This window comes from Bifidobacterium jacchi (assembly GCF_009078285.1).
GTDB classification, from domain to species: domain Bacteria; phylum Actinomycetota; class Actinomycetes; order Actinomycetales; family Bifidobacteriaceae; genus Bifidobacterium; species Bifidobacterium jacchi.
Genome location: NZ_RQSP01000027.1, coordinates 1 through 23,964, shown reverse-complemented (window position 1 = coordinate 23,964; position 23,964 = coordinate 1). Strand labels below are relative to the sequence as shown.

Genomic DNA, 23,964 nt, shown 5'->3' with positions numbered 1-23,964 from the left:
ATCTCAGGCCTTTCGGGCGAAGAGGCGACGGCTGGCGATGAGGCTCACCGAGGCGGTCGCCAGCAGCGCGAGCGCGATGCCGAACGCGGTCGTGATCGACGAGCCGGTGTTGGCCAGCGAATCATTGCCGCCCTTGGTCTCGGCGGAGATCACGCGATTGCCGCCGTCACCCTTGTTGCTGCCGGTGTTGTGGTTGCCGGAGCCGGTGTTGCCGCCGTTGTTGCCGGTGTTGTTGGAACCGCCGTTATTGGAACCGCCGTTATTGGTGCCGCCATTGTTGGAACCGCCGTTGTTGCCACCCTGCGCGGTCAGCGCCTGGTAGGCGGCGGCAAGGTCCGCGGACGCGCCGTCGGTCGCATCGATCGTGGCGTTCTTGTTCGCCAGCGTGGCCTCGGCCTTGGCGATCGCCGCGTTGTACGCCTTGACCTTGGCGTCGCCGTATCCCTTCAGCGAGACGGCCTTGGCTTCGGCGACGCGAGCACGCGCCGCGATCAGCGAGTAGAAGTGGTCGAGCTGGGCGATGTAGGCGTCGCGGTCGTTGTTCACCGTGCGGCCATAGTTCTTGGCAGGCTTGAGGTCGTCACCCCTGATCGCGTAGCCACCGGGAATGATCTTTGCATCGTCATACGTGGTGCCGACCCAAGTGAGCATGTACTCGAGCGCGGTCGGCTGCGGCTTGGTGTCCACGTTGTACTTCGTGCCGTGGTAGTCAACCACCTCGTCGGTGATCGGACCGGCCGGCTGGTCGGTTCCGGCAAGCTGCGCCTTGTTGTCCTTGTTGTAGTGCAGCAGCAGCGGCACCTGCAGTCGGGTCGCGCCGACACCCTTGGAATCGATCACACCATGCACGCCATCCTCGGTGACAAGGTTCGGCAGGTAGGTGTTGACCAGATGCGTGTACAGGTCGGCAAGCGGGTGGTCGCCGGTTGCATTCTTGGAGTAGTTGTCGCGAATGTGGAACGGCGAGTCCTTGCCGGACTTGTTGTCAAGGATGGTGTCGAACGTGTACACATGCTTGACGCCGTACTTGCGCGCCTCCTGATTCACGTAGCGGATGGTGGCGTACGTGTTGCCGCACCAGGTCGCGCCGAAGAAGATGTAGTGGTTGCCTTCGGACTTGAGGATCTTCTCCAGCTCGCCATAGGTGACGGAGACGAGGTTGACGTTGTTCTCCTCGCCGGCCTTGAAGACGCTTGCCGAGCCCTGCGCGACATGGTTGAGATAGTAGTCCACGTAGAACTGGCCGTTGGTGCGGGTGGCCGCCTTGTTGGCGATGGCGGAGAGCACCTTGGCGTCCTGCGCCTCGTCGGCAACCGCCGCCGCGCCCGCGATGCGAGAGAGCACGCGGTCGCCGGACGCGGCCCTGTTGTAGGTGAACAGCGTGGGCAGATCCACCACCTTGGAGGCATCCTTGCTTTGCAGCGATTCGAGCTTGTATGTGCCAATGGTCTCCTGGAAGCGCTTGGCGAACGCCTCCACCTTGTTGGTCTTGTCGTTGATGTCCACCAGCGTGGTGTCCCCGGCGTTGTCCAGATGCGGGTCGAAGTTGTAGACCTTCTTGACGCCGTTGGCCTTGGCCGCCTTGTCGATGGCGGGCAGCGCCTTGGTGACGTTGGCATCCCACGTGCCGCCGATCAGGATGGCATAGTTGCCGTCGCCGTTGGCGAGGATGTCCTCAAGCCGCTCCAGCGTGATGTTCTCGAACACGTGGTCGGACGGCAGTCCGGCGATGCCCGCGTAGTAGTCGAATGCGGTGTCCTCGGTCGCCGGGGTCTGGGAGGCGGCGGTCGGGGTCGGTTCCACGGCGCCGGCGACGGTCGGCAGCGCGAATCCGCCGAGGGCGACGGCGGCCGATGCGATCAGCGCGGCTGCTCTGGTGGTCCAGCGGCGACGCTTGGCGCCGCCCTGTTCAGTGATGGTTGTCATGATGATGGTTCCCTTCTCTTGTGTCTCTTGTGATCATTGACGATTGTCGTTGGACTGATCGGCGGTTTGCCCGTCGTTCAGCGCATTGGTTTGGAAGTCGAACAGCGATGTGGTCTGCTGCTCCACGCCGGTGTCGGCGTTGACCGGCAGCGGCGTGAGCACTGCGGTCGGCGCAGCATCAGCGCTATTCGCAGCAGTCGCGATATTCTGCGAACCGAATGCAGTGGTCTGCGCCTGCGAGGCGGCGGTCGCGCCGTACTGCGGCGTCACGGTGAAATCAGGCACGGCGTTCGCATCGGTCGTCGAGTCGATGCCAGCGGCATTGCCGACGTTGACGGCCCCACCGGCGACATCGGCATCACCGGCACCGGCGGCTGCCAGCGCATGGGCGCGGCGCTGGCGCACGATCAGCACGCCACCGACGATGCCGAGTGCCGCAACCGCGAGCAGTACGATCGAGCCGATGCGCACGACTGGATTCACCGATTCGGTGCCGTTGGTGATCGGAGAAGCGCTGGTGGCACCGGTCGCCGAATCGCTGGTCTGCGATGCCGTGGCTGCGGTGGCATCCGCGTCGTCAGGCGCATCGGACTCGGCATCGCTCTTGTCGGCGAATTGGTCTGCTTTGTCAGTTGCCTTGTCCGCGGATGCCGACTTGGCCTTGTCATCGGCCTTGTCGGCGGCGTTCTCCTTGGCTGCGTTGTCAGCAGCGTTGCCCTGGCCGCCCGCCGCGGGGGCTGCCGCCGCACCGGTATCGGTCCCGCCCTGAGCCGCGTACTGCTGCGTGGCCTGCGGTGCCGTCTGCTGCGCGGACTGCTGCCCTTGGGATGCCGAGGTGTTCGAAGGCTGCTGCGCCGGCTGCTTGTTCTGCGGCGCGGCTGCGGTGCTGCCCGTGTTGTTGCTGGGCTTGGACTGCTGCTGGGACTGCGTCGCCGGCTTCTGCGTGGTCTGCGGCTTGGTCGTTTCGACTGCCGGCTGAGAATGCTGCGCCTTGTAGTTCGCGCAGTAGCTGTCGAACTGCGCCTTCTGCGCGGTCGTGTCGATGCCGCCGCCCGGGTTGGAATCGTAGGCAGAGCCGCCACTGGAGCAGCATGCGACCGGATTGTAGTTCGACGAGCACAGGTCGCATACGTCGCCGATCGCGTAGGCGGTTCCCAACGCGACCTGCAGTCCGCCGACCGCCAGCGCCGAGCCGATGAGTATGCCCAGCATTCTGCCGCGCCTGCGCTGCGGGCGTTGTGATGTGGATGACATGTGATTTCCCTTCCTTGTGATGCTTCCTGGACGATTCGAGTTGGATGTGGAGAGTTGGATATGAGGTAGTAGGCGACATGTGGCGGAATCCGACGAATCCGACGTGCCTTGCGGCGTCGGCCTTGTCGTTCGTCTTGCCGACCGTTAGCCCTACGCGGCGTCTGATGCGGCAGTCTGATGCGGCTTGCATCCCGCCAGCGAGTACCTGTGGGTTTTCGACGATCCGATGGCGGTTCATCGCGGTGATGCGGTGATGCGGTGATGCGGAACCTCGCTGCGGATTGCGCTGATGGACATTGCTCTGAGCGCGCCGCTCTGGGGACGTCTGGCTGATATGACACTGCCCGTCTGGCTCTCAGCGCAAGATTTTCTCGAACAAAACCCTGATCCCGAGAATCTCTTGCGCTAAGACACCTCCCCGCGCAAGATTTTCTCGAAACAGGGCTTAATCCCGAGAATCTCTTGCGCTAACCAAGGTGCCAGCGCAAGATTTTTTCGAAATGGCCGATCTGCTCGAGATTTTCTTGCGCTGAAGACCTCGTGGCCTCGTGGCGATACGACTCGTGGCAATGCAACTAGGGCAATGCAACTCATGGCGATGCAGCTACGACACCGCAGCTATGGCGCTGTGACGACGCTGGCCCTTCGACGATCCGCCGCGCTGGTGCTCGTCACTACCGCATTCGGAGTGCACGCAGCGTCATGCGCATTCGACGCGCATCCGGCATCATGGACTGCGCCACCACCGGCACGTACGCCGTTGCCGAGGATGTGAATGACCTCTTCGACGAATCCTTGTGTGAATCCATGTGAATATGCATGATGGATGCTCCTTGCTCGGTTGCGACGCCTGACCGTATGCGTCGGCCCAAATCCGCGACACCCCTTATGCCGCACCTCGGGACTACTCACGACCGGCAGCGTATTCCCCTTCGTCACCATCCGTTGGGACCGGTGACAATCCCGCCTGCCGTGAACTGCAATCATCGTAAGACGCCCGTATCGCCGGCCGCAAGCCCCGCGCTATACCCGCTTGTTATGACCGCATATCAATCCACCACAGCACTTGTATCCCACCTCTTCCATGCCGCCGAATAACCATCACGACACGCCGTATCATCACCGATCCGACGACTCCTGCCCCATCAACCTTCTATAGCCGCCGCCAACGCAGCAACGCGGCAATGACCGCAATGATCAGCAATACCGCGTTGCCGACGATCAGCAGCGGACTCATCGTGTACAACAGCCAGATCACCAGCAGCGCGTCCACAATCGCCGCCGCGACGCACCCAACCAGACGCGGCAACCCGGCCGGCGAGCGCAGCGCCAAACGTACTGCACCGATGGCGAGCGCCGCCTGCACCAGCAGCACGAGAATCGTGACGCTGGACGACACGGTTTTGGTCGAGACACCGACCAACACCGGCATGACGGCGACGAAACCGACGACCACCGCCAACGAGGATGACACGCCGCCAGCCCGCGACGAGGCGCCGAATTCCGCCGGCAGCCAGCCGTCGCGACCGGCGGCGCGCAGCTGATAGAGCATCCAGCCGATCGCCGCGTTGAGCGTGGTCAGCAACGCGAACGCCGACCCGCCGACGACAAATGCATCGAGCGCCCACCGCGGCATGAATGAAGCCGCGACATCGCCCAGATCACGGTTCGCGACGCGATCGATCGGCAGCAGCCCCGCATCGATCACGCACAACGCCACGTAGGCCACGGCGACAACGCCCAGCGCGATCAGCATCGCCCGCGGAATCGTGCGACGCGGCTCGCGGGCGACCGCCGCATAGTTCGCCGTCATCGCGGTTCCGTTCATCATGAACGTCATGTACAGGCACGCGAACGCCACAACCGTAGGCGTGCCGATCACCGTGTCCGCGCGCAGATGCGCCACGTTGACGTGCGGCACGACGTATGCGGCGTATAGTCCGAATGCGCCCGCCAGAGCCGCGCACAGCACGATCTGCGCCACGGCGGCGATGCGCGGGCCGAGCGCATGCAGAGCGACGAACACGGTGATCAGGATTGCGGCGATGCCGCGCGCCAGCCAGTCGGCGGTCACGACGAGCTGTGCGGCGGACAGCGCATACGCCGACAGATCGAATACCAGAAAACAGGCGATGTACGCGGCGATGCCGCCCACGCGCGGATCGACAAGATCGCGCAGCTGCTGATAATGGCCGCCCGGATAGTCGGCGTGCGTACTGATGGTCAGTTGCGGGATGAGCGCGATCGCGGACAGGAGCGCGCCGATCAGTGCCGCGATCCACAATCCGGTGCCCATGATGCCGATGCCGATGCCCGGCATTGACATCACGCCCAAGCCGATCACGCCGCCGGCCGACAGCGCGGTGAGGGATCCGACACCCAAGCCGCGACGCGGCGCGTCTGATGCAGGTGTTTCGTCTGATGCGGCCGTTTCGTCTGACGCAGACGTTTTCCCCGATATGCGCGATTCGTGTGATACGCGCGATGTATTCGTCATTGGCAATTCCCCCTTCTGGCATGTTTTGGGCACGTCGCATGCGGCGCATCGCATGCTGCGCATCGCATCCGGTACATCGCATGCGGCGCATCGCATCCGGTACATCGACATCGCATCGGTTTCAGCGCGCAACTTCCTGACGCGGCTCTTGGATGCCTTCTTGACGCGATCCCCCGGCACGGCTCCCATATGGTGAGCCGCGCGAGACGGGTCGTGCGCGGTACCCTCATGGTCGTATAGCTCATGCGACTCATGCAGCCCATGCAGCCCATGCGACGATCTTCGCAGCGCGATTCGCCTATCGGTCGCACCGGTCGTTGCGTTGGGCCCAGCCGCCCTTTGTGTCCAACTGTCCCAGTGGGTCTGCCCGCTGCATCCAGCCGCATGTTCACATGTGCCCGGTTCCACTGAATCACAGATCGGCGGAGGCGCGCCTGAACGGAGGGGAGCCATGGTCATACCAATAATCTATAAGGGGTTGCAATCCGGTATGCGCATGCGCCCGCGCGTGCGTGCATGCGTGCAGCTACACGCATGCAGCTGCGCTTAGCACCCGCACTTATGCACCCGAGCACAGTGGAGCTCCTTGAGATGCCTATCGGGACTCCGATGCTCATGCTGGTCTCAGGTCAGCTGGAGATGAGGAACGTCTCGTTGCCTCGCGTGAAGTCGAGGACCGCGCCGGCGAGCTGCACGTCCCCGGCGAGCGTGGGATCGGCATCGAGCAGCGCTGCGGCGCGTTGGCGCGCGTCCGCGATGATCTTCTCGTCCTTGACGACGCGCAGCAGCTTGAGGCTGGAGCGTCCGCCGGACTGGGCGTCACCCAGCACGTCGCCGGCGCCACGGAACTCCAGATCGGCCTTGGCGATTTCGGCACCGTCGAGCGTGCCTGCTATCACGCTAAGTCGCTGCTCGGCGGGCGAGCCCGGTTCGGCTCGTGACACAAGAAACGCCCAGCTGTCGGTGCCGCCTCGGCCGACGCGCCCGCGCAGCTGGTGAAGCTGTGACAGGCCATATCGATCGGCGTCGAAGATGACGATGCAGCTGGCCTGCGGCACGTCCACGCCGACTTCAATCACCGTGGTGGCCACGAGCACCGGCGTGCGCCCGGACGCGAAATCGGCCATCACTCGCGCCTTGGTTGCGTCGTCGTCACGTCCGGTGAGCGTGGCGAATTCGATGCCGTTGAACTGCGGCAACGCGGCGAGGCGTTCGGCGATCTGTTTGACCGCATGCAACGGCGGCCGTGGTTCGACGTCCTGAGCTGAGACGCGATCCGCGGCATCGGCTGCCGCAGCGCCCGCAACGTATTGACTCCGGCCTTCGCCACGAGCCGGCTCTCGGCCGTCACGCCCCTGGCTCAACTCGCGACTCAACGCATCAGAACGCGCATAGACGTCGATCTCGTCGTTGCGTGCGTTCTCTCCATCGTCGCGCGATGCGCCCGACCGACGCGAGCGCCCTGCAGCCCCGTCGTCAGCTCGAGCCGCATCGTCGTCTGCATCGTCATCCGCGTCGATGCGCGGGCAGACCACGTATGCGCGCTCCCCTGCGTCGATGCGGCGACGCAGATGGGCGAACATGCGTCCCATGGTGGCGGAGTCCGCCTCTGGCACGACGATCGTGCGAATGGGCTTGCGCCCGCCGGGCAATTCGGTCAGCCAGGAGATGTCGAGGTCACCGAACCAGGTCATCGCGGCGGTGCGCGGTATCGGGGTGGCGGTCATGACCAGCAGATGCGGCGATCTGTCGGTTTTCGTACGCAGGGATTCGCGCTGTTCCACGCCGAAGCGATGCTGTTCGTCGATGACCGCGAGCGCGAGGTTCGGAGCTTGGAACGTTTTCGAGAAGGCGGCGTGCGTGGCGACCACGATGCATGGCGTTCCGGCCGCGGCGACCGCGAGCGCCTTGCGCCGGGCGGCGAGTTTCATGCCTCCGGTCAGCACGATGACTGGCAGCTGCGGATCGATCTGCTCCACCATGCGCCTGATCGTTGCCGCGTGCTGTTCGGCGAGCACCTGTGTGGGTGCGACCAGAACCGCCTGACGCCCTGAGCCTACGGCCTGCATCATCGCGGCGAGCGCCACGACGGTTTTGCCCGACCCGACCTCGCCTTGCAGCAGCCGTTGCATCGGGCGGCTTTGCGACATGTCGGCGTCGATGTCGTCGATCACGGCTCGCTGCCCTGCAGTCAGGTCGAATGGCAGCGATGCGATGAATCGGTCGCGAAGCGCTCCGTCCGCGCATGGATCGGCGTCCGCGTGATGCGCGTCGCGTCGGGCGGAGAGCAGCGCGGTCTGGCAGATGAACGCCTCCTCGTAGCGCATCGTGTCGATGGCACGGTTGAATTCGGCGGTGCTGTGCGGATCGTGAATCGCCCGGAACGCCTCGTCGCGATGCATCAATCCACGCGCGGCTCTCACCGATTCGGGCAGAATGTCGCTGATCGCCGGAATGCGACGGGGATTCGAGGGGCTGATTGTGCGAGGTTTCGACGCCGCAACGGCATGGTCCGTTGCTCGATCAGCCACGGTGATGCCCGACGACGCGGTATCCGATGCGGTGACTTGTGATATGGAGACTTCCGATATGGTGTCTTCCGATATGGTGTCATCACACGCTGCGGCATCAGCAAACGCTGTGGCATCAGCCGGCATGCCATCAGCGGTCGCACCGCCAGCAGACCTGCTGCCATCAGACCTATTGCCAGCAACCCTGTTGTCAGCAGCCGCACTGACTGCCGATGCACCACCGCCAGCAGTGATGTCACCGACCGACGTACCACCGTCAGGCGTGCCACTGTCAGGCGTGCCACTGTCACGAACGAGCGCGTCGATGAAAGAGAGAATCGATTCATGGATGTGTTCGCTGGATATGCGTGACGTGGCGTGATATACGGGTCGCGGTCTGGTCACGCGACGAAGCGCTGTGGCTTCGTCGTCGGCGTCGTAGCGCAGCGATGATGATGCCGGCACGAACATGGGCCTAGCCTTTGCGCGATCGCCAACAGTACCGACACCGCCAACAGCGCGGCCACCACTGGCAGTGCTGCTGCCACCAACGCCACCGCCGCCAACACCGCTTCCACTACCATTCGTGTGCCAGCCGGCAGCACTGGCATCTCCAGCAGCGCGAACACCGCGGGCAACGCGACTACTGCCCACACGAACACCATCACCGACACCGCCATTAACGCCGCCGACACTGTCGGCAACGGCACCCTCAGAGCCGTCGATGCCGCCGATGCCTCTGAGGGTGCCGTTGGCTCCGGAGGTGAAAGCCGGATCGGGTGCAGGGGCAACGGTGAGCACTTCGGGATGGGTGAACTGCAGCTGCCCGTTGAATTCGGTGGGCTGCCCAGCGATCACCACATGTGCGCCTGTGTGCAACCGCATGGCCACCCAATCAACGTACTGTTTTTTATAGGAGAAGAAGGTGAGCCGCGCGACGGCACCGGCGACCTTGCGCGACCGGGCGAACGCGGAGTCCTCGGCCACTGCTTCCAGTCTCCAGCCGCGACGCGCATTCGACACGACTCGCGAGGATCGGATCGTAGCCGCGAACGCCATAGGCTCTCCGATGCGCGCCTCTCGCAGGGCACGCATCGGCACCGGCTCAGTGACGCGGAACGGATAGTAGGTAAGCGCATCGCCCACCGAAACGATTCCCAATGATTTGAGCGCGCCAAGACGCCGCTTGTTCGTCATGAACGACGATATGGGGGTGTCCAACGAAATGCTCATATCGACCTATTGTGATGACCGAAGCGGACACATGCCGCGCACATCCACCGCGCACCGGACCCGCTCACGCCAGCACCTCACCTTGTCACCTCCTTCTATAACCTTCTATAACCCGTATCGAGCACGGCGGGCATCGGCGATGCGATAAACCTCGTCATCGGAGCGTACGCCCACCACCACGATCACCATCTGACGATCCACGCGAATCGCCTTGTATACCACGCGCACGCCAATGCCGCGAAACTTGATCTTGCACAGTCCTGACAGCTTCGCCTTGCCACCGTTACGCAGCGGTTTGCCATACCCGCCTTCACTCACGGGAAGCGGATTCGCGGCCACCTTTCGAATTCCCTGAAGAATCTGACGCTGCATTGCCGAATCAAGACCGGCAATATCTTTTTCGGCTTCCGGAAGCCATCGCTGAATCCACCCAGTCATTCGATTTCCACCTCCGGAGTCGCAGCCAGATCAGCCTCGGTAATACCGAGATGAGCCATGACATCCTCTTCGCTGATCGTGGTTTTGCCGTCCCATCGGTCAAGACGCTCCTCGGCGATCTTGGCGTCAAGCCAATCCTCCATGAACTCCTGAAGCGCGCTGTACTCCTCAATGCCGATCAGCACCGCGGTGGGCTTGTTGCGACTGAGCACGAACACCGGCTCGCGCTGGGCGCGTTCGATGATCTCCGCCGTCTTGCCGCGGCTGAAATCGCTCACGGACGCAGTCTGATTCACCTTCGGCAATGCAATGGTCGCAGTCATGACAACCTCCTCAGTCCTATACGGCGCACAATCCAGACAGCATCACACACCACCTGAACCCACACCGCACCTGCACCTGCAGTTCAGCGAGCCCGGTCTTGACAACACGCCTTCAACCGATCCTCTCACGGAGACCATAGATGGGCCATGTGGCGTGACCATCCACGATCACCGCATACACACATCATATTTCACAAAATTTTTCACGTCAAACTTCACGTGATTCCGCGTGTCGCAATGTATGATCATGTTGTATGAACACGAAACGTCACCACTCAGCGATCACCCAGGCGAATCACCGCATCGCAGTACGCCAGCACCTCAGGCCGATGCGTGACGATCAGCACGGTGCGGTTCCGCAGCGCTCGGATATGCTCCAGGAGCACATGCTCAGTACGCTCATCGAGCGCCGACGTGGACTCGTCCAGCAGCAACACGGGTGCCCGACTGTACAGCGCGCGCGCAATTGCGATGCGCTGCATCTGTCCTTCCGACAGGCCGGAGCCGTGTTCTCCGAGCATCGTGTCATACCCATCCGGCAGCTTTTCGATGAACTCCGCGGCACCTGCGATGCGGCACGACCGACGCACCAGATCGTCATCGATGCAAGCCGGATCCGGGTCCGGCTCGGCAAAGGCCACAACCTCGCGAATCGTGCCGGACATCAGCGCATTGCCCTGCGGCACATAGGCGAAGAACCCACGTGGAATCGCATGCACGGCAACGAACGACGATGCATCGGGCACCCTATCCGACAACAGCCCATCCAACGACGATGCGTCATCACTGATCTGCACACCGACGCGACCAGACTGCGGCTCATAGACCCCCAACAGCAGCTTGAGCATCGTGCTCTTGCCGACGCCGCTGCGCCCGGTGATCGCCACGATGTCGCCACAATGAATATCGGCGGAGAACCGGCGCAGAACCTCATTACGCCCGTATGTGAAATCAACACGATCGAAACGAATCGCCAGCATGGAATCATACAGATCGACGGCGGAATCGAATCGACCGCCATCGCCGGCATCCGCATCGGCAGCGGCATCCTCGCCGACACCGGCAGCCGCAACGCCGAGCCCCGCCTCGGCCTGCACCTTGTTCGCCGTCACATGCACAAGATCCATCAGGCGTTCGGTGCTGGCCAGCATCGCCGCATGCTGCGGGAACATGCCGCCGATCATTGCGAACGGCGACTGAATCTGGCCGATCAGCTGAATCACCGCCATCATCGTGCCATAGGTGATCGTGCCGTTGAGAATGCCGAAGCCGCTCCAGACAAAACCGATCAGATAGCCGAGATTCATCGCGGTCGCCAGTCCGGTGCTGGCGAACGCGCTCACCCGCACTCGATGCATCCGCTCACTACGATGTGCGTCCATCAGCGAATCGGCTATGCGCACGATCTTGCCGCCCACGCCGAACGACTGGATGACCAGCAGTCCCTCAATGCTTTCCTGCATGAACGACTGCACGCGGCCGCCCGCCTCCTGCACCCGTTTGTGCAGCCGCTTGAGCAGACCTCGCAACGGCAGCGAAACAATCACCATCAGCACACCGCCCGCCACCAGTACAGCGGTCAGCGTCGGCGCGATTGCGATCATGACGGCAACCACGCCAACCACGCGCACCGCCATCGCGGCAGCACTCGGAATCAGCGACGTGACCGCACCGGACACCACAGTCACATCGGACATGAGCCGATTCATCAGCTCGCCGGAATGATACCGCTGCGACTGAGCGATCGGCGCCTCAAGTACACCGGCGAACACATGCGCGCGCAAGCGGTTGTCCATCGAGCTGCGCGCGCGCTCGGCGACGATCACACCCGCCGCCCGCAGCACGATCTGGACAATGATCGCCCCCGCGAACAGCACCGCCTCACGGACGAAACGCGTCTGATCGCGCGCCACTGCAGCGTCGATCGCAGCGCGCATCATCAGCGCATAGCCGACGCCGATCGCCGCCATAGCCGCCTGAATCAGGCAAAGTGCGACCACCAGCCACATCGCGCGGCCGCAGACCGACAGCAGCCACCGATAGATGCGCCATGTGCTCGTGCTGGTCTTGTCATGATTCTGCATACCAGCCATCATACGGACACGACATGGCACATCAGCGCTCCCGTTCGGCCGCCCAAAGCCAGCAGCCGCCAAGCCAGCCGTCAGAGCGGCCGCCGACGAACCATCCAGACATCGCCGCCAAGCCATCGTCCGCACGCCGCAGTCGTATCAGCGAGACTCTCGGCAGGCCCATCTGCAAGCACGCCTGATTGTTTCACCAGCACATTCCACCTGCGCCATCTGCAGGCCACACCCGCAAACCACACCCAGAAATTCGCACAAAAGTTGACATTTATTACCATAATCGATCGTAAAACGACCATATGCCGTGGCACAATGGGAGCTATGGTAGCAACAAACGCGGGTCTTCCCGCCACCCCAGCTGATCTCATTAACGTCGACGAAGTCATCGGCAAGTACTATGACCTCGTTCCCGATCCGTCCGTACCCGAGCAGCGTGTCATCTTCGGCACCTCCGGCCACCGCGGTTCGTCCCTGAAGACCTCGTTCAACGAGGCCCACATCGTCGCCATCACGCAGGCCATCGCCGAATACCGCAAGAAGGCCGGCGTCACCGGCCCGCTGTACCTCGGTTCCGACACCCACGCGCTGTCCGCGCCGGCCAAGAAGACCGCCATCGAGGTGCTCGTCGCCAACGGCGTGCACGTGCGCATCGACTCGCGCGACGACTTCGTGCCCACCCCTGTCGTTTCCCAGGCGATTCTGACCCACAACCGCGCCGCCGATGGCACGCAGCGCTTCGAGGGTGAGGGTCTGGCCGACGGCATCGTCGTCACCCCGAGCCACAACCCGCCCACCGACGGCGGCTTCAAGTACGATCCCGTCACCGGCGGTCCGGCCCCGGCCGACGTGACCAACGCCATCGCCGCGCGCGCCAACGAGCTGCTCGGCGACTACAAGAACGTCAAGCGCGTGCCCTACGAGGAGGCGGTCAAGTCCGACCTCGTCGAAGGCTTCGACTTCCGCGAGCACTACGTGGCCGATCTCGACAACGTCATCGACTTCGACGTGATCCGCAACTCCGGTGTGCGCCTCGGCATCGACCCGCTGGGCGGCGCCTCCGTCAACTACTGGCCGCTCATCAATGAGAAGTACGGCCTGAACATCGGTGTGGTGCGTCCCGAGGTCGATCCGACCTGGCGTTTCATGACCATCGACCACGACGGCAAGATCCGCATGGATCCCTCCTCGCCGTATGCGATGAAGGGTCTGGTCGACGAGCTCAACGCCGGCGCGTGGGACAAGTACGATCTGGTCGGCGGCACCGACCCGGATGCCGACCGTCACGGCATCGTCTGCCCGAACTGGGGCGTGATGAACCCGAACCACTACATCGCCGTGTGCGTGGAGTACCTGTTCGGCGGCAACCGTCCGGGCTGGCCTGAAGGCGCCGCAGTCGGCAAGACGCTCGTCTCCTCGTCCCTGATCGACCGCGTTGCCGCGTCGATCAACGCGAAGGTCATGGAGGTTCCGGTCGGATTCAAGTGGTTCGTCGACCCGCTGTTCGAGGGCAAGATCGCGTTCGGCGGCGAGGAGAGCTCCGGCATGAGCTTCCTGCGCAAGGACGGCCGTGTGTGGACCACCGACAAGGATGGTCTGATCCCTGACCTGCTGGCCGCCGAGATCACCGCCAAGACCGGCAAGAACCCGGCCGAGCTGCACAAGGCTCAGGTCGAGCGCTTCGGCGAGAGCTGGTACAAGCGCATCGATACGCCGACCACGCTCGAGCAGAAGCAGAAGTTCGCCTCGCTGACCGGCGACGACGTGACCGCCACGCAGCTCGCCGGCGAGGACATCACCGCCAAGCTCACCGAGGCTCCGGGCAACCACGCCAAGATCGGCGGCCTGAAGGTCACCACCAAGGACAACTGGTTCGCCGCCCGTCCTTCCGGCACCGAGAACATCTACAAGGTGTACGCCGAATCGTTCGAGAGCCCCGAGGCCCTCGACAAGGTGCTCGGCGAGGCCGAGGAGGTCGTGAACAAGGCGCTCGGCGAGTGAGCCGTACTGCACCGATCACACCTGATCTGCACAGTACGACCGCATTGATACGCCGTCTGTGCTGACAACGACAATAACAACGGCAATACAAGACGAGCCCGGAATCTCATTGCGGTTCCGGGCTCGTTTTGTGTCGACAACCCCGATCGCCCCTATCGGAAAGCACGACAGGACACCACAGGACGTGGAGAACGAGTATTATCGGCAGCAGACGGCACAAGCCGTCTCACAATAGAGGCGGAACAACAATCAGGCCACTTCAGGGGCGGTCTTCACACATTAGGCGGCAAACCAATTACCCCCTAGTGTCCTCCGTCAGAAGTTCGTTGACGAATTCACTACCCCTCAGTCCCGCTTCGCGGTCCAGCTCCCCTGACAAGGGGAGCCAACAACATAATCAACGAACTTCTGACGCAGTACACTAGTGGTTCATAAGGAACGCGCGGGCGATAGGAAACCCCCGGGCAGTATTTATAGGTCTATAGGAAGCGTCCATTCCATCCATGCCGTCCATTCCGTCCATACCGGTACGGCTACCGTTCTTTCGGCACTCCAGCCCTATCCAATTTGGCCAGCAGCCGCTCATCGTGCAACGCTTCAGCAAACGAGAATCTGAACAGTTCATCGACCACCAGGCGAATGCCCTCCTCACGCTCCTTTTCTGCGATGACCGTTTCGGAAAGACTGTCGTTGCGATACATCGACGAATCACGGTACTTCACCCGCCCATCGAGCTCGCCGACGATGCCGCGTCCGTCAGGTGTCCGCCAAAAGAAATCCACGCGATAGACGCGCGCCGGATCACGCGGATCGACGATCTCCTTCTGCAGCGATGGCACCGCATATCCATGATCAACGATCACGCCAAGCGCATAGGCCTCGCCTCCGTTCTCCGTGGCACCAGACGCATATGAGAGCACCCTCAACGCCTTGGCACGATGCCAGCCCGGCAACGCCGCAAACGATGTTCCGAGTCTTCGTCTACCAATCAAGTCCTGACGCAGCACCGATTCCGCCACGGCCATGCCATCAGGAAAAGGCAATCCACGCATGCAATCGAAAGCCGTCCGCTCCAACGAGGTGACGCGCACGCCATCAATCACGACGAACGACGCATCCGCGATGTAGTGATGCCGCACACCGGCGTAATCCCTGACATGAGACTCCCGCACAGTTCGAATATGGACCGTATCCATATATCGGACGGAATCACTGATGTTATGAAACACCGCCGCGCTCATATAGCAGAATATCCACGTAGGATGAAGCACCGCCAGCGAACGCACAATATGACGGTACCGTTCCGCGCAACTGAGATGCTCCCAATAGGCGGTTCGCGCATGCAGTCTTCCGAACACGCGGACGAGGTCGCCGATCCTGCGGTGTCGCTGGAACACGCGCGATTCCGCATCCGTCCGCACCCATATGCACATTTGTCGGCTCTCCGCCTCCTGGCATCGCGCATTCAATTTGTCGTTCTGTCTCATGCGCCATGATCGTAATGATCGGGCGGCATCATGTCGACTCAATGCAGCCTCTGTGGATTGAACCTCGTTTTCCTTGGAATTATGCCGTTTTCCTGTTGTCAAATCGTTGTGGATAACTGAATGAAGGACAATACGGACCGATAACGCTGGCGGATAACACCGACGAATAAGGGCGTCTGCGTAACGTCATCGCCGACATCGCGCATCATTGTTCTCTGCTCCACGCCAACAACTGGGAAATACACACGGCTCGCAGGATCGTGTGCATTACACGTATATACAAGATCGTGTGCATGGAACGTATATAGACGACATGGATTTCGTGTGCACAGAATGCGCGTGCGTACAGTCGTGTGCATTCAGCGTATATAAATGACGGCCTACGGCACCGCCGAACAGCAGTCTGCCGCAGGTCGTGTGCATGGAACGTATATAAACGGCCTGAATTTGTGTGCATAGAACGGCTATAAGCAAATTCGTGTGCATACGGCGTACGTGGAACGGCTCTCAAGAGCCTCCTCGCATACGTTCCATGCACACAACGGATTTTTCGCATACGTTCCATGCACACAACCGTTGCCTTACATCCGCTCCATGCACACGACCGACACGACCTATATGACCGACCGAAGGAACTTCGTGGAATCCTTGCGCTCCGTGGTGCACTAGTGGTCTGTCTCGTAATTGGCTGAGTGGTGCTGGTCCCTTCTGACGAGGGGGCTGTCAGCGAAGCTGACTGGGGAGATACAGAAGCTGAACCCCTCAAAAGTTCTGGCCCAACAGTCTTGTTTTTTGCGCCTCGCATCGGTAGTCGCGCGCGCGATATCAGGAATCATGCACCAAATCAATACCTGTGATCATTATCACATCGTCAATGCAGACGGTCCGTTGCAGACAGTCTGGGCAGCGGTTCAGTGGCGTCTCAATGGCGACTCACTGGCGTTCCGTCAGCAAAGTCGGCAGCGCAGTCCTGCCAATACCAGCAAATCAACCCAGCAAATCAACCCAGTAAAGCACCCCAGCAAAGCACCCCAGTAAATCAACCCCAGCAGAGCAGTCCCCTATGCAGCCCTGTAGCATCCGCCACCCCCACCAGCAACCCCAGCCAAGAGCACCCCGGCAACACAAAGAGGCCGCCTGCAACATCGTTATTCGACATCGCAGACGGCCTCTCAGGCGGCTTTATCAGCCGGTTTTTCAGTTATGCATACAGTGATTCGGATCTTCGATTATTACGTATTCGCCAGTCAGTCGCCGGCCAGTCGGTCTCCGGCCAGCCGAAGCCCGCCATGCTGGCAGCCGCGTCGATTGCCGGCGGCTGCCGGGGCGGCTGCAGCGGCCGCTGTCCGCCACCGACCGACGCCAGCTGCCAGCTGCCGACTACCGGATGCCGACTACCGACTGCCGCACGTCAGGCGCGACGCCTGCGCGTGGCCATCAGGCCGGCGCCGGCGACCAGCGCGATCGCCGCGGCCACGGCCATGGCGATGATGCTGGAGCCCGTGTCCGCCACGTTGCCCGGCTTCTTGCCCGGCTTCTTGCCGATGCCGTTGTCGCCGTTGTCGGTGCCGTCATCCTTGGCCTTGAGACCCTTGACGGCCTCGTTGATGGCCTTGGCGTAGCCGTCGACCGTGGACTGCTTGGTGATGTCCAGGCCGTACGTGACGGCGGCGAGCGCCTTCTTGAGGGCGGCGACCGAGGCGTCGGTGTAGCCGCTCAGATCGGCGGGCACCTTGGCCTTGGCGTCCTCGACGGCGCTGTAGTCGGCCTTCTTGAGCGTGAGATTGCGCTCGGCGGCCTCGAAGGCGTCCTTTGCGGCGGTGAACTCGTCGAGGCTCACCGTGCCAGCGGGCTTGTCGGCAAGCGCCTTGAGGGCGTTGTACGCATCGACGTAGGCCTTGTAGGCAGTATCGGTGTAGTTGCCCTTGGCCTTGACCTCGATGTCCTTGACGTACGTGTCGACATCGGTGGAGACGTAGACCAGTTCAGCGATGGCATTGCCGATCGCATCGATGCGCGCATCGATCGCAGCCTTGGTGCCGGACTGGTACAGCGTCGCCAGCGTGTCGTCGGCGATGAGCGCCGCGACCTTGCCGTAGCTTGCGGTGGTGTACAGCTTGGCGTTGATAGCCTTGGCCTCGCCCACCTTCGCCTTGAGACCGACGATGGAGACCAGCGCGCTCTCTGCATTGCGCATGGCCGTGATGTCGGCGTCATAGGCGTCGGTGTTCTCGGCCTTCAGATCGGCTTCGGCCTTGTCGATGGCGGTCTTGAGCGTGGCGTAGCTGTCGGCGGTGTAGTTCCCGGCCTTGATCTTCTGCATCTCTTTGATGACCGAAGCGATGTTGGGAACCGGCTTGTCCGTCGGCACGAGCTTGCCCTGAGCGTCCTTCAGCGCGGCCAGCGCGTCGGCGACGGTTGCCGCGGTGCCGCTCTTGAGCTGCGCCTTCGCGTTGGCGAGCGCCTCGGCGAACGGCTTCCAGGATTCCGTCGTGTAGTCGCTCTGCTTCTTGCCTTCGGCCTCGGTGACGGCGGCGGCGAGCTCCGCCGCGTTCACGAGCGCGTCCTTGGCGGCCACGTATGCCTCACGCGCGTCCTTGAACTGCTGCGGGGTGGCCGCATCGTTCTTGACGAGCGCGTCGATGGCCGCCTTGGCGTCGGCGAGCGCCTTGTACGAGTCCTCGGTGTAGTTCGCGGACTTGTAGCCGTCGTAGCCGTCGAGGGCGAGCTGCGCGAGTTCGCTCTGGTAGGTGCTGTAGGCGAGCTTGCCCTTGGCCGTTTCGACGGCGGTCTTGAGCGCGGTCGCCTGGTCGCCGGAGAGGTTGTCGGTGGCCTTGAGCGCGGTCTTCACCTCGTCGAGCGCCGCCGTGTAGTCGGCGAACGTGGCTGCGGTGTAGAAGAACTCGTCGTTGGTCACGGCCTCATCGACCAGCTTCTTGAGGGCGGCGGTCTGCGCGGCGTCGGCCTTCGTCTCGGCGGAGTCGATGGCGGACTGGAGCGCAGCCTTGGCCATGGTGATGGAGCTGACTGCGATCTGCGGGCTGGCGTGCACCTTGGTCGCGGTGGCCTTGGCGGCGTCGTACGCGCTCTTCGAGTCGGCGGTCCACGTGTCGTAGGCGTCCGGCTTGGCGTCGATCGCGGTCTTGAGCGCGGTCTTGGCCGCGGTCACGTCGCTCGCCTTGTCGGCGGAGTTGACCTTGACGAACTCGGAAAGCTCGGGCAGCTTGTCGGTCCAGGCCACCGTCACGTCGATCAGCGTCTTGCCGTCGGGCACGTTGAACGCGTTGATGGACTGGTCGAGCGTGCCGAAGGTGACCTCGCTCACGGTGCCGTTCGCGTCGGCCACATGGCCGGTCACGGTGGCACCGCTGGCCTCGCCGGCCTGCACGAAGCGGAACGACTTGAGCGTGCTCGCATCGTCGATCTTGTAGGTCAGCGAGCCGTTCTTGGCGCTCGGCTTGTACGTGGTGGTCAGATCCTTGTCGAGCATGTTGCTCGGGATGTGGCCACGCTCCTCGATCACCGTGGCGGTGAACGCCGCGCTGGTTTCGGTGGAGACGTACGCGCCGCGGTTGACCATGAACTCGTTGAACGCGAGCGCACGCACCGGGTAGTTGACGGTCGCCTTGATGCGCAGGTAGCGCATGCCCTTGCCGTTGGCGATGTCGTCCTTGCCGTAGTAGAAGACGTTCGGATACTGCGAATCGGTCTGCTTGTTGGCATCGACGATGTCACCGAACTTGTTCTGCGTGTCGGTGTCGGTCATGCCGTCGCCGATGGTGAACGCGTCGACCCACGTCTTGCCGTCGGCGGACATCTGGATGACGGAGTCACGGATGTAGTCGTACTGGCTGTCTGCGGTGTAGATGCGCAGCGACGTGATGACGATCGGTTGGCCGAGATCGAAGTCGGCGACGTTGTCCTTGGCGGGCTGGCCGGCGAACTTGATCACGGTGTTCATGTCGCCGTCGAACGCGTTGAGGGTGTTGCGGGTGTCCGTGCCCCAATTTGTGTTGACGGGGATGTTCGAGTTGATCATCTTGCCGTACACGCCCTTGGCGTCGATCGTCGCGTTGAAGGCGGTGATCGCCGCGCTGGCTGCGGTGTCGGCGGTGTTGACCACGCGGATGTAACGCGCGGTCGTGCCGTTCTTGACGCCGTCCGCGGGCACGTCGGTCCACACCACGCCGTTGTCGGACGTCTGGGTCTTGAGACCATTGGCGGCGCCGACGGTGAGGGTGGCGGACTTGAGCCTGACGATCTCGCCGAAGTCGAGACCCACGTACTTGCCCTTGGCGAGCGAGACGGTGCCGTTGGAGAGCGTCACCGTGTCGTCGGTCCTGGACGAGGTGAACGTGGCGTTATCGAGGTTCGTGTACACGTACTTCGTCAGGTCGGCGGCCACCGGCGGGTTGACCGTGATCTCACGGACACGCCACCACTTCTCGGTCGCCTCCTTGTTCTCCACGCGCACGTAGCGGGCATCGGCCGCCGCACCGGTGACGGTCACTTCCTTGCCGCCATTGGTGAACTCGCCGAACTTGGTGAAGTTGGTGCCGTCGGTGCTGACCTGCACTTCGCCCTTGATGATGATGTCGTCGGAGTTGGCCTGGCCCTGCGAGAGCACGACGGAGCCGACCTTCTTGGTCGCGCCGAGATCGAGCGTGATGGACGCGCCCGCCTGCGTGGTGTCGCGGCCTTCACCATCTGCGGCCTTCTTGAACATCACGACGCTGGAGTCGGTGGTGTTCTTGTCGTAGAGCTTGTCCACGGTGCCGGTATCGATGACCTGGTTGGCGTAGGTCGCGTTGACTGCGGTGTACTGGCCGACCTGGGTCTCGGCCGGAGACTTGACCGTGATCTCACGGACGCGCCACCAGACCTTCTTCTTCGCGGTGTTGCGGATGCGCACGTAACGAGCCGTCACGGCGGTTCCGGTCACGGTTGCATCCTTGACATTGCCGAGGTCACCGAACTTGGTGTAGGTGCTGCCATCGGTGCTGGTTTCGATCACGGCGCTGTCCGGATGATCGGTGGCAGCGTTGTTGTCGCCCTGCGCAACGATGACCGATCCGATGGACTTGGCTTCGCCGAGGTCAAGCACGATTGCGGCACCATCGTCAATCCAATCCAGGCCCCAGTTGTCGGCAGTGTTCTGCGTGGTGCTCTTGTACATCGCACCGGCGGGGTTCTCGGTATTGACACCATCGTGGATGGCATCGCTCTTGCCACTGGCTTCCTGAATCTTCTCAAGCGTGACGGCCTTGATGTCGTAGGTCTGCTCGCCATCGTCGCCATCTTCGGGCTCAGCCACCTTGTTGATGTCGATGCCGGCGAGGTCGACCCACAGATCCAGAGCGTTGGCTTCGGTGGCGATCAGACGTACGGCGGTGACGCCTTCAAGGTTCAGTCCGGTCTCTTCGATCGGCTTGCTGTTCTCGGCATTCGGTCGATCGTAGACCTTGTCGTTCACGTCCTTCCACGTCGTGCCGTCGGTGGTGTACTGCAGCTTCGACTTGTTGAAGTGGTTCTTCAGTTCCGGGCCGAACGCGAAGCGAATCGCGTTGACGGTGATCGGCTGGCTGAACTTGACGCCGATGTAGTCGTCCTTGGCGAGCTTGTTCGGGTTCTGGAACGACGCGATGGTCGAGTCGTCGCCATCGAAGATGGCATCCATCGTGCCCGAGCCCGGGGTCATGAACTTGTTCGAGATGTACGTCTTGGTGACGACGCTCGGATCGGCCTCCTGCTGCGCCTTGGCGCCCAGGTAGGCGTCCATGGCCTTGATGAACGGCACGATGTGCTGCACACCGACCTCGGCGTACTTGGTTTCGCCCACGTAGTAGAAGCCGTGGCTCTTGGACGCGGCGAACGCGGCCTGACCGGCGGAGTACTGCTTGAGCATGTCGGAGACATCGCCCTTGGCCGCGGCTTCGATGCCCGCGATGTAGGCGAGCGCCGCCTTGGTGGTGTCCTTCCAGGAGTCGAGCCACGGGCCGAGCTGCTCGTTGGCGTCGGCGCCGGAGTAGTCCTCGGTTTCGCCGATGAGCTGCTTGTTGCCCTGCGCGGCGTAGGTGGCGGCGGCCTGCTGGAGCTTGACGAACTCGGCCTTGACGGCGGCCAGATAGGCGTCGTCGGCCTCAAGCGTGCCGGCGGTCAGCTTGTCCTTGACCGCGGTGAGCTTCGGCGCGAGCTCCACGGACTCCTGCAGCGGGGTGACGCGGTTGTCCATCGCCTGGTTGGCCATGTGCTTGCTCAGTTCGCGCAGCGCGTTGGATGCGGCGGTCGGCACGGCGGTGTTGTGGTCGACGAACGCGAACGAGGCGTCCCACGCGGCGTCGGCCTCCTCCTCGGACTGCCAGATGTTCCACGAGTAGACGGCGTTGCCGAAGATCGCGACCTTGCTCGGCTCCGACTGCTGCATCGGGTTGAGCATGATGCCCTGGATCTTCGCCGGATCGACGCCCGGATGCAGGAACGTGGTGTAGCCGCTCATGATGAGGTGGTTCTTCGAATTGTCGGTGCACGGCCAGTTGATCCACATGAACGGTCCGCGCTTGGCGTTGTTGTAGAACGTGTTGACGAAGTTCTGCGAGACCTCGCCCCAGATGCGGCCGCCGGTCATGACCACCTGAACCTCCTTGGGGAAGTTCTGGTAGTAGCTTTCGCCGTTGTACATGTATTCCTGGGTGACGAACGGCAGCGTGGTCTTCATGTCCGGATAGTCACCGGCCTTGAGTTCCTTGAGCCATGCCACCATGTCGTTGAGCAGTCTGGTGTAGTTGTCGCCACCCACGTTCGCGGCATCGTCCGCCAGAATGGCGATCTGACGCACGCCGACCTTGATGGCCTGGAGGAACTTCGCCTTGAGCGTGGCCAGATCAGCATCATAGTTGCTGAAGGAGAACGGCCTGTTCATGAACGGATGCAGCGCGAACACGAAGCGGGTCTTCGACTCGTTGCCGGCCTCGGCGAGCGGCTTGATCTTCGTGTTGATCTCATCCTCGGTGTAGAGGTCACGCCAGTTGGCGTTGTGCTTCGGGTCGTCCTTCGGCGCGTAGAAGTAGGCGTTCATCTTGTAATAGCCGCCGAACTTCATCAGGTTGATGCGGTCCTGTGTGCTCCACGGGTTGCCGTAGTAGCCTTCGATGAAGCCGCGCGATGCCACGTCCGCATAATCGGTGATGGTGAAGTTGCGCACAGTGAGGCTGTCAAGCTGGCCGAACACCTGATACAGCGTCGTCAGTCCGTAGAAGCTCGAATCGGTGTCCTTGCCGAGGACGGCGATGGTGCCATTGTCGGACTTGAGGAAGTACGAGTCGTTCTTCTCGAACGTGGCGGCGGCCGGCTTGTATGCCGCGTCGATGGCCTTCTCGGCGGTGTCGCCGGATCCCTCCACGCCGACGTAGACGTTGGTCTTGCCGTCCACCTTGGCTTCGGATTCGGTGACCTTGAGGTTCTTCAGCTTGGCGACCTCGTTGAGTCGGGCCTTGGTGGCCGAGTCGATGTCGTCATCGTAGACGACGTTGATGTCGCGAAGAATGTACCGTCCCTCGTCATAGGTCACGGAGTGGGGTTTGGGGTACAGGGTATATTCCCCTGCCGTTTGGGCTGCGGTCGTCTCGTCCGCTTGGGCGATGCCGACCGGACCGGCGAAGACTGGCCCCAATGCCAGCGCTGCCGCCAGTATGCCTCCCAATACCTTATGCATATGGCTTCCTTTCACTTTCTCGGTTCGCGATGCGACATCGGTGTCGTCGGACGCCGCCTCGCGCAATCGGATTGCCTTCGTCTGCAGCCACGCAGCCGCCGGATACAATCCAGTGAACCGTATACTAACTTAACAAAATGGTGTGACGCGCATGTGACGGCGTTCACATCGTCTGCAGCGACGTCGGCATCCGCAAATCGGCGGCACCACGACATTGTTAGCGTTAGCATCCCAGCCGCCACGCGCGACACTCCGTGCAGCGCACACCACCAATGCGCCACGCCCCGCCCGCACAAGGCTCCCCCATCGTGCCGCCAACCTCCCCTGATGCAGGCAATCTCCCATCATGCAGGGATTCTCACATGATGTAGGGAACACCCCATGATGCAGGGACGCAAAAACGGCTACATTCCGCCATTTTCACAAAAACCACACATATCCGATCCCTACACCATGCGATATTCCCTACATCATGGGGACATACCGCACTCGCAGTTCGA

General features: G+C 62.3%; 10 protein-coding genes. 1 reads left to right on the top strand and 9 read right to left on the bottom strand.

The genetic code is table 11. The annotated features are described in order from the left end of the window. Nucleotides 1-3 precede the first annotated feature (3 nt). The 7 genes from EHS19_RS07650 to EHS19_RS07615 all read right to left on the bottom strand — a co-directional run bounded on the left by EHS19_RS07650 (nucleotide 4) and on the right by EHS19_RS07615 (nucleotide 12,265). On the bottom strand, nucleotides 4-1,926 hold the full coding sequence (locus EHS19_RS07650) for a hypothetical protein (RefSeq protein ID WP_151917177.1): 1,923 nt from the start codon (nucleotides 1,924-1,926) through the stop codon (nucleotides 4-6). A 33-nt stretch (nucleotides 1,927-1,959) separates the two neighbouring features. Beyond that, nucleotides 1,960-3,180: a hypothetical protein gene (locus EHS19_RS07645; protein WP_151917176.1), complete on the bottom strand. Its 1,221-nt coding sequence runs from the start codon at nucleotides 3,178-3,180 to the stop codon at nucleotides 1,960-1,962. Between the two features lie 1,153 nt (nucleotides 3,181-4,333). Beyond that, complete coding sequence (locus tag EHS19_RS07640) at nucleotides 4,334-5,677, bottom strand: APC family permease (RefSeq protein ID WP_151917175.1); 1,344 nt, start codon at nucleotides 5,675-5,677, stop codon at nucleotides 4,334-4,336. A 629-nt stretch (nucleotides 5,678-6,306) separates the two neighbouring features. Beyond that, entirely contained in the window at nucleotides 6,307-9,420 is a 3,114-nt protein-coding gene (locus EHS19_RS11405; RefSeq protein ID WP_241677148.1) for a DEAD/DEAH box helicase, read from the bottom strand. Nucleotides 9,421-9,525: 105 nt separating this feature from the next. Continuing rightward, complete coding sequence (locus EHS19_RS07625; RefSeq protein ID WP_151917174.1) at nucleotides 9,526-9,858, bottom strand: type II toxin-antitoxin system RelE family toxin; 333 nt, start codon at nucleotides 9,856-9,858, stop codon at nucleotides 9,526-9,528. Beyond that, the gene (locus EHS19_RS07620) at nucleotides 9,855-10,181 is read right to left on the bottom strand and encodes a type II toxin-antitoxin system Phd/YefM family antitoxin (RefSeq protein WP_151917173.1); all 327 of its coding nucleotides are present in this window, start codon (nucleotides 10,179-10,181) and stop codon (nucleotides 9,855-9,857) included. The genes EHS19_RS07625 and EHS19_RS07620 overlap by 4 nt, the downstream gene beginning before the upstream one ends. A 275-nt stretch (nucleotides 10,182-10,456) precedes the next feature. Then, a complete protein-coding gene (locus EHS19_RS07615; RefSeq protein ID WP_175578371.1) occupies nucleotides 10,457-12,265 on the bottom strand; it encodes an ABC transporter ATP-binding protein in 1,809 nt (602 codons plus the stop codon). Between the two features lie 324 nt (nucleotides 12,266-12,589). On the opposite strand from EHS19_RS07615, the gene pgm reads away from it, so the two are divergent. Further along, nucleotides 12,590-14,266 (top strand): phosphoglucomutase (alpha-D-glucose-1,6-bisphosphate-dependent), encoded by a 1,677-nt coding sequence (pgm, locus tag EHS19_RS07610; RefSeq protein WP_151917171.1) that lies wholly within the window; start codon nucleotides 12,590-12,592, stop codon nucleotides 14,264-14,266. 533 nt (nucleotides 14,267-14,799) lie between these two features. On the opposite strand, the gene EHS19_RS07605 is transcribed toward pgm, so the two are convergent. Continuing rightward, a complete protein-coding gene (locus EHS19_RS07605; protein WP_151917170.1) occupies nucleotides 14,800-15,507 on the bottom strand; it encodes a hypothetical protein in 708 nt (235 codons plus the stop codon). A gap of 1,657 nt (nucleotides 15,508-17,164) precedes the next feature. Beyond that, on the bottom strand, nucleotides 17,165-23,464 hold the full coding sequence (locus EHS19_RS07600; RefSeq protein WP_151917169.1) for a beta-N-acetylglucosaminidase domain-containing protein: 6,300 nt from the start codon (nucleotides 23,462-23,464) through the stop codon (nucleotides 17,165-17,167). Nucleotides 23,465-23,964: the final 500 nt, after the last annotated feature.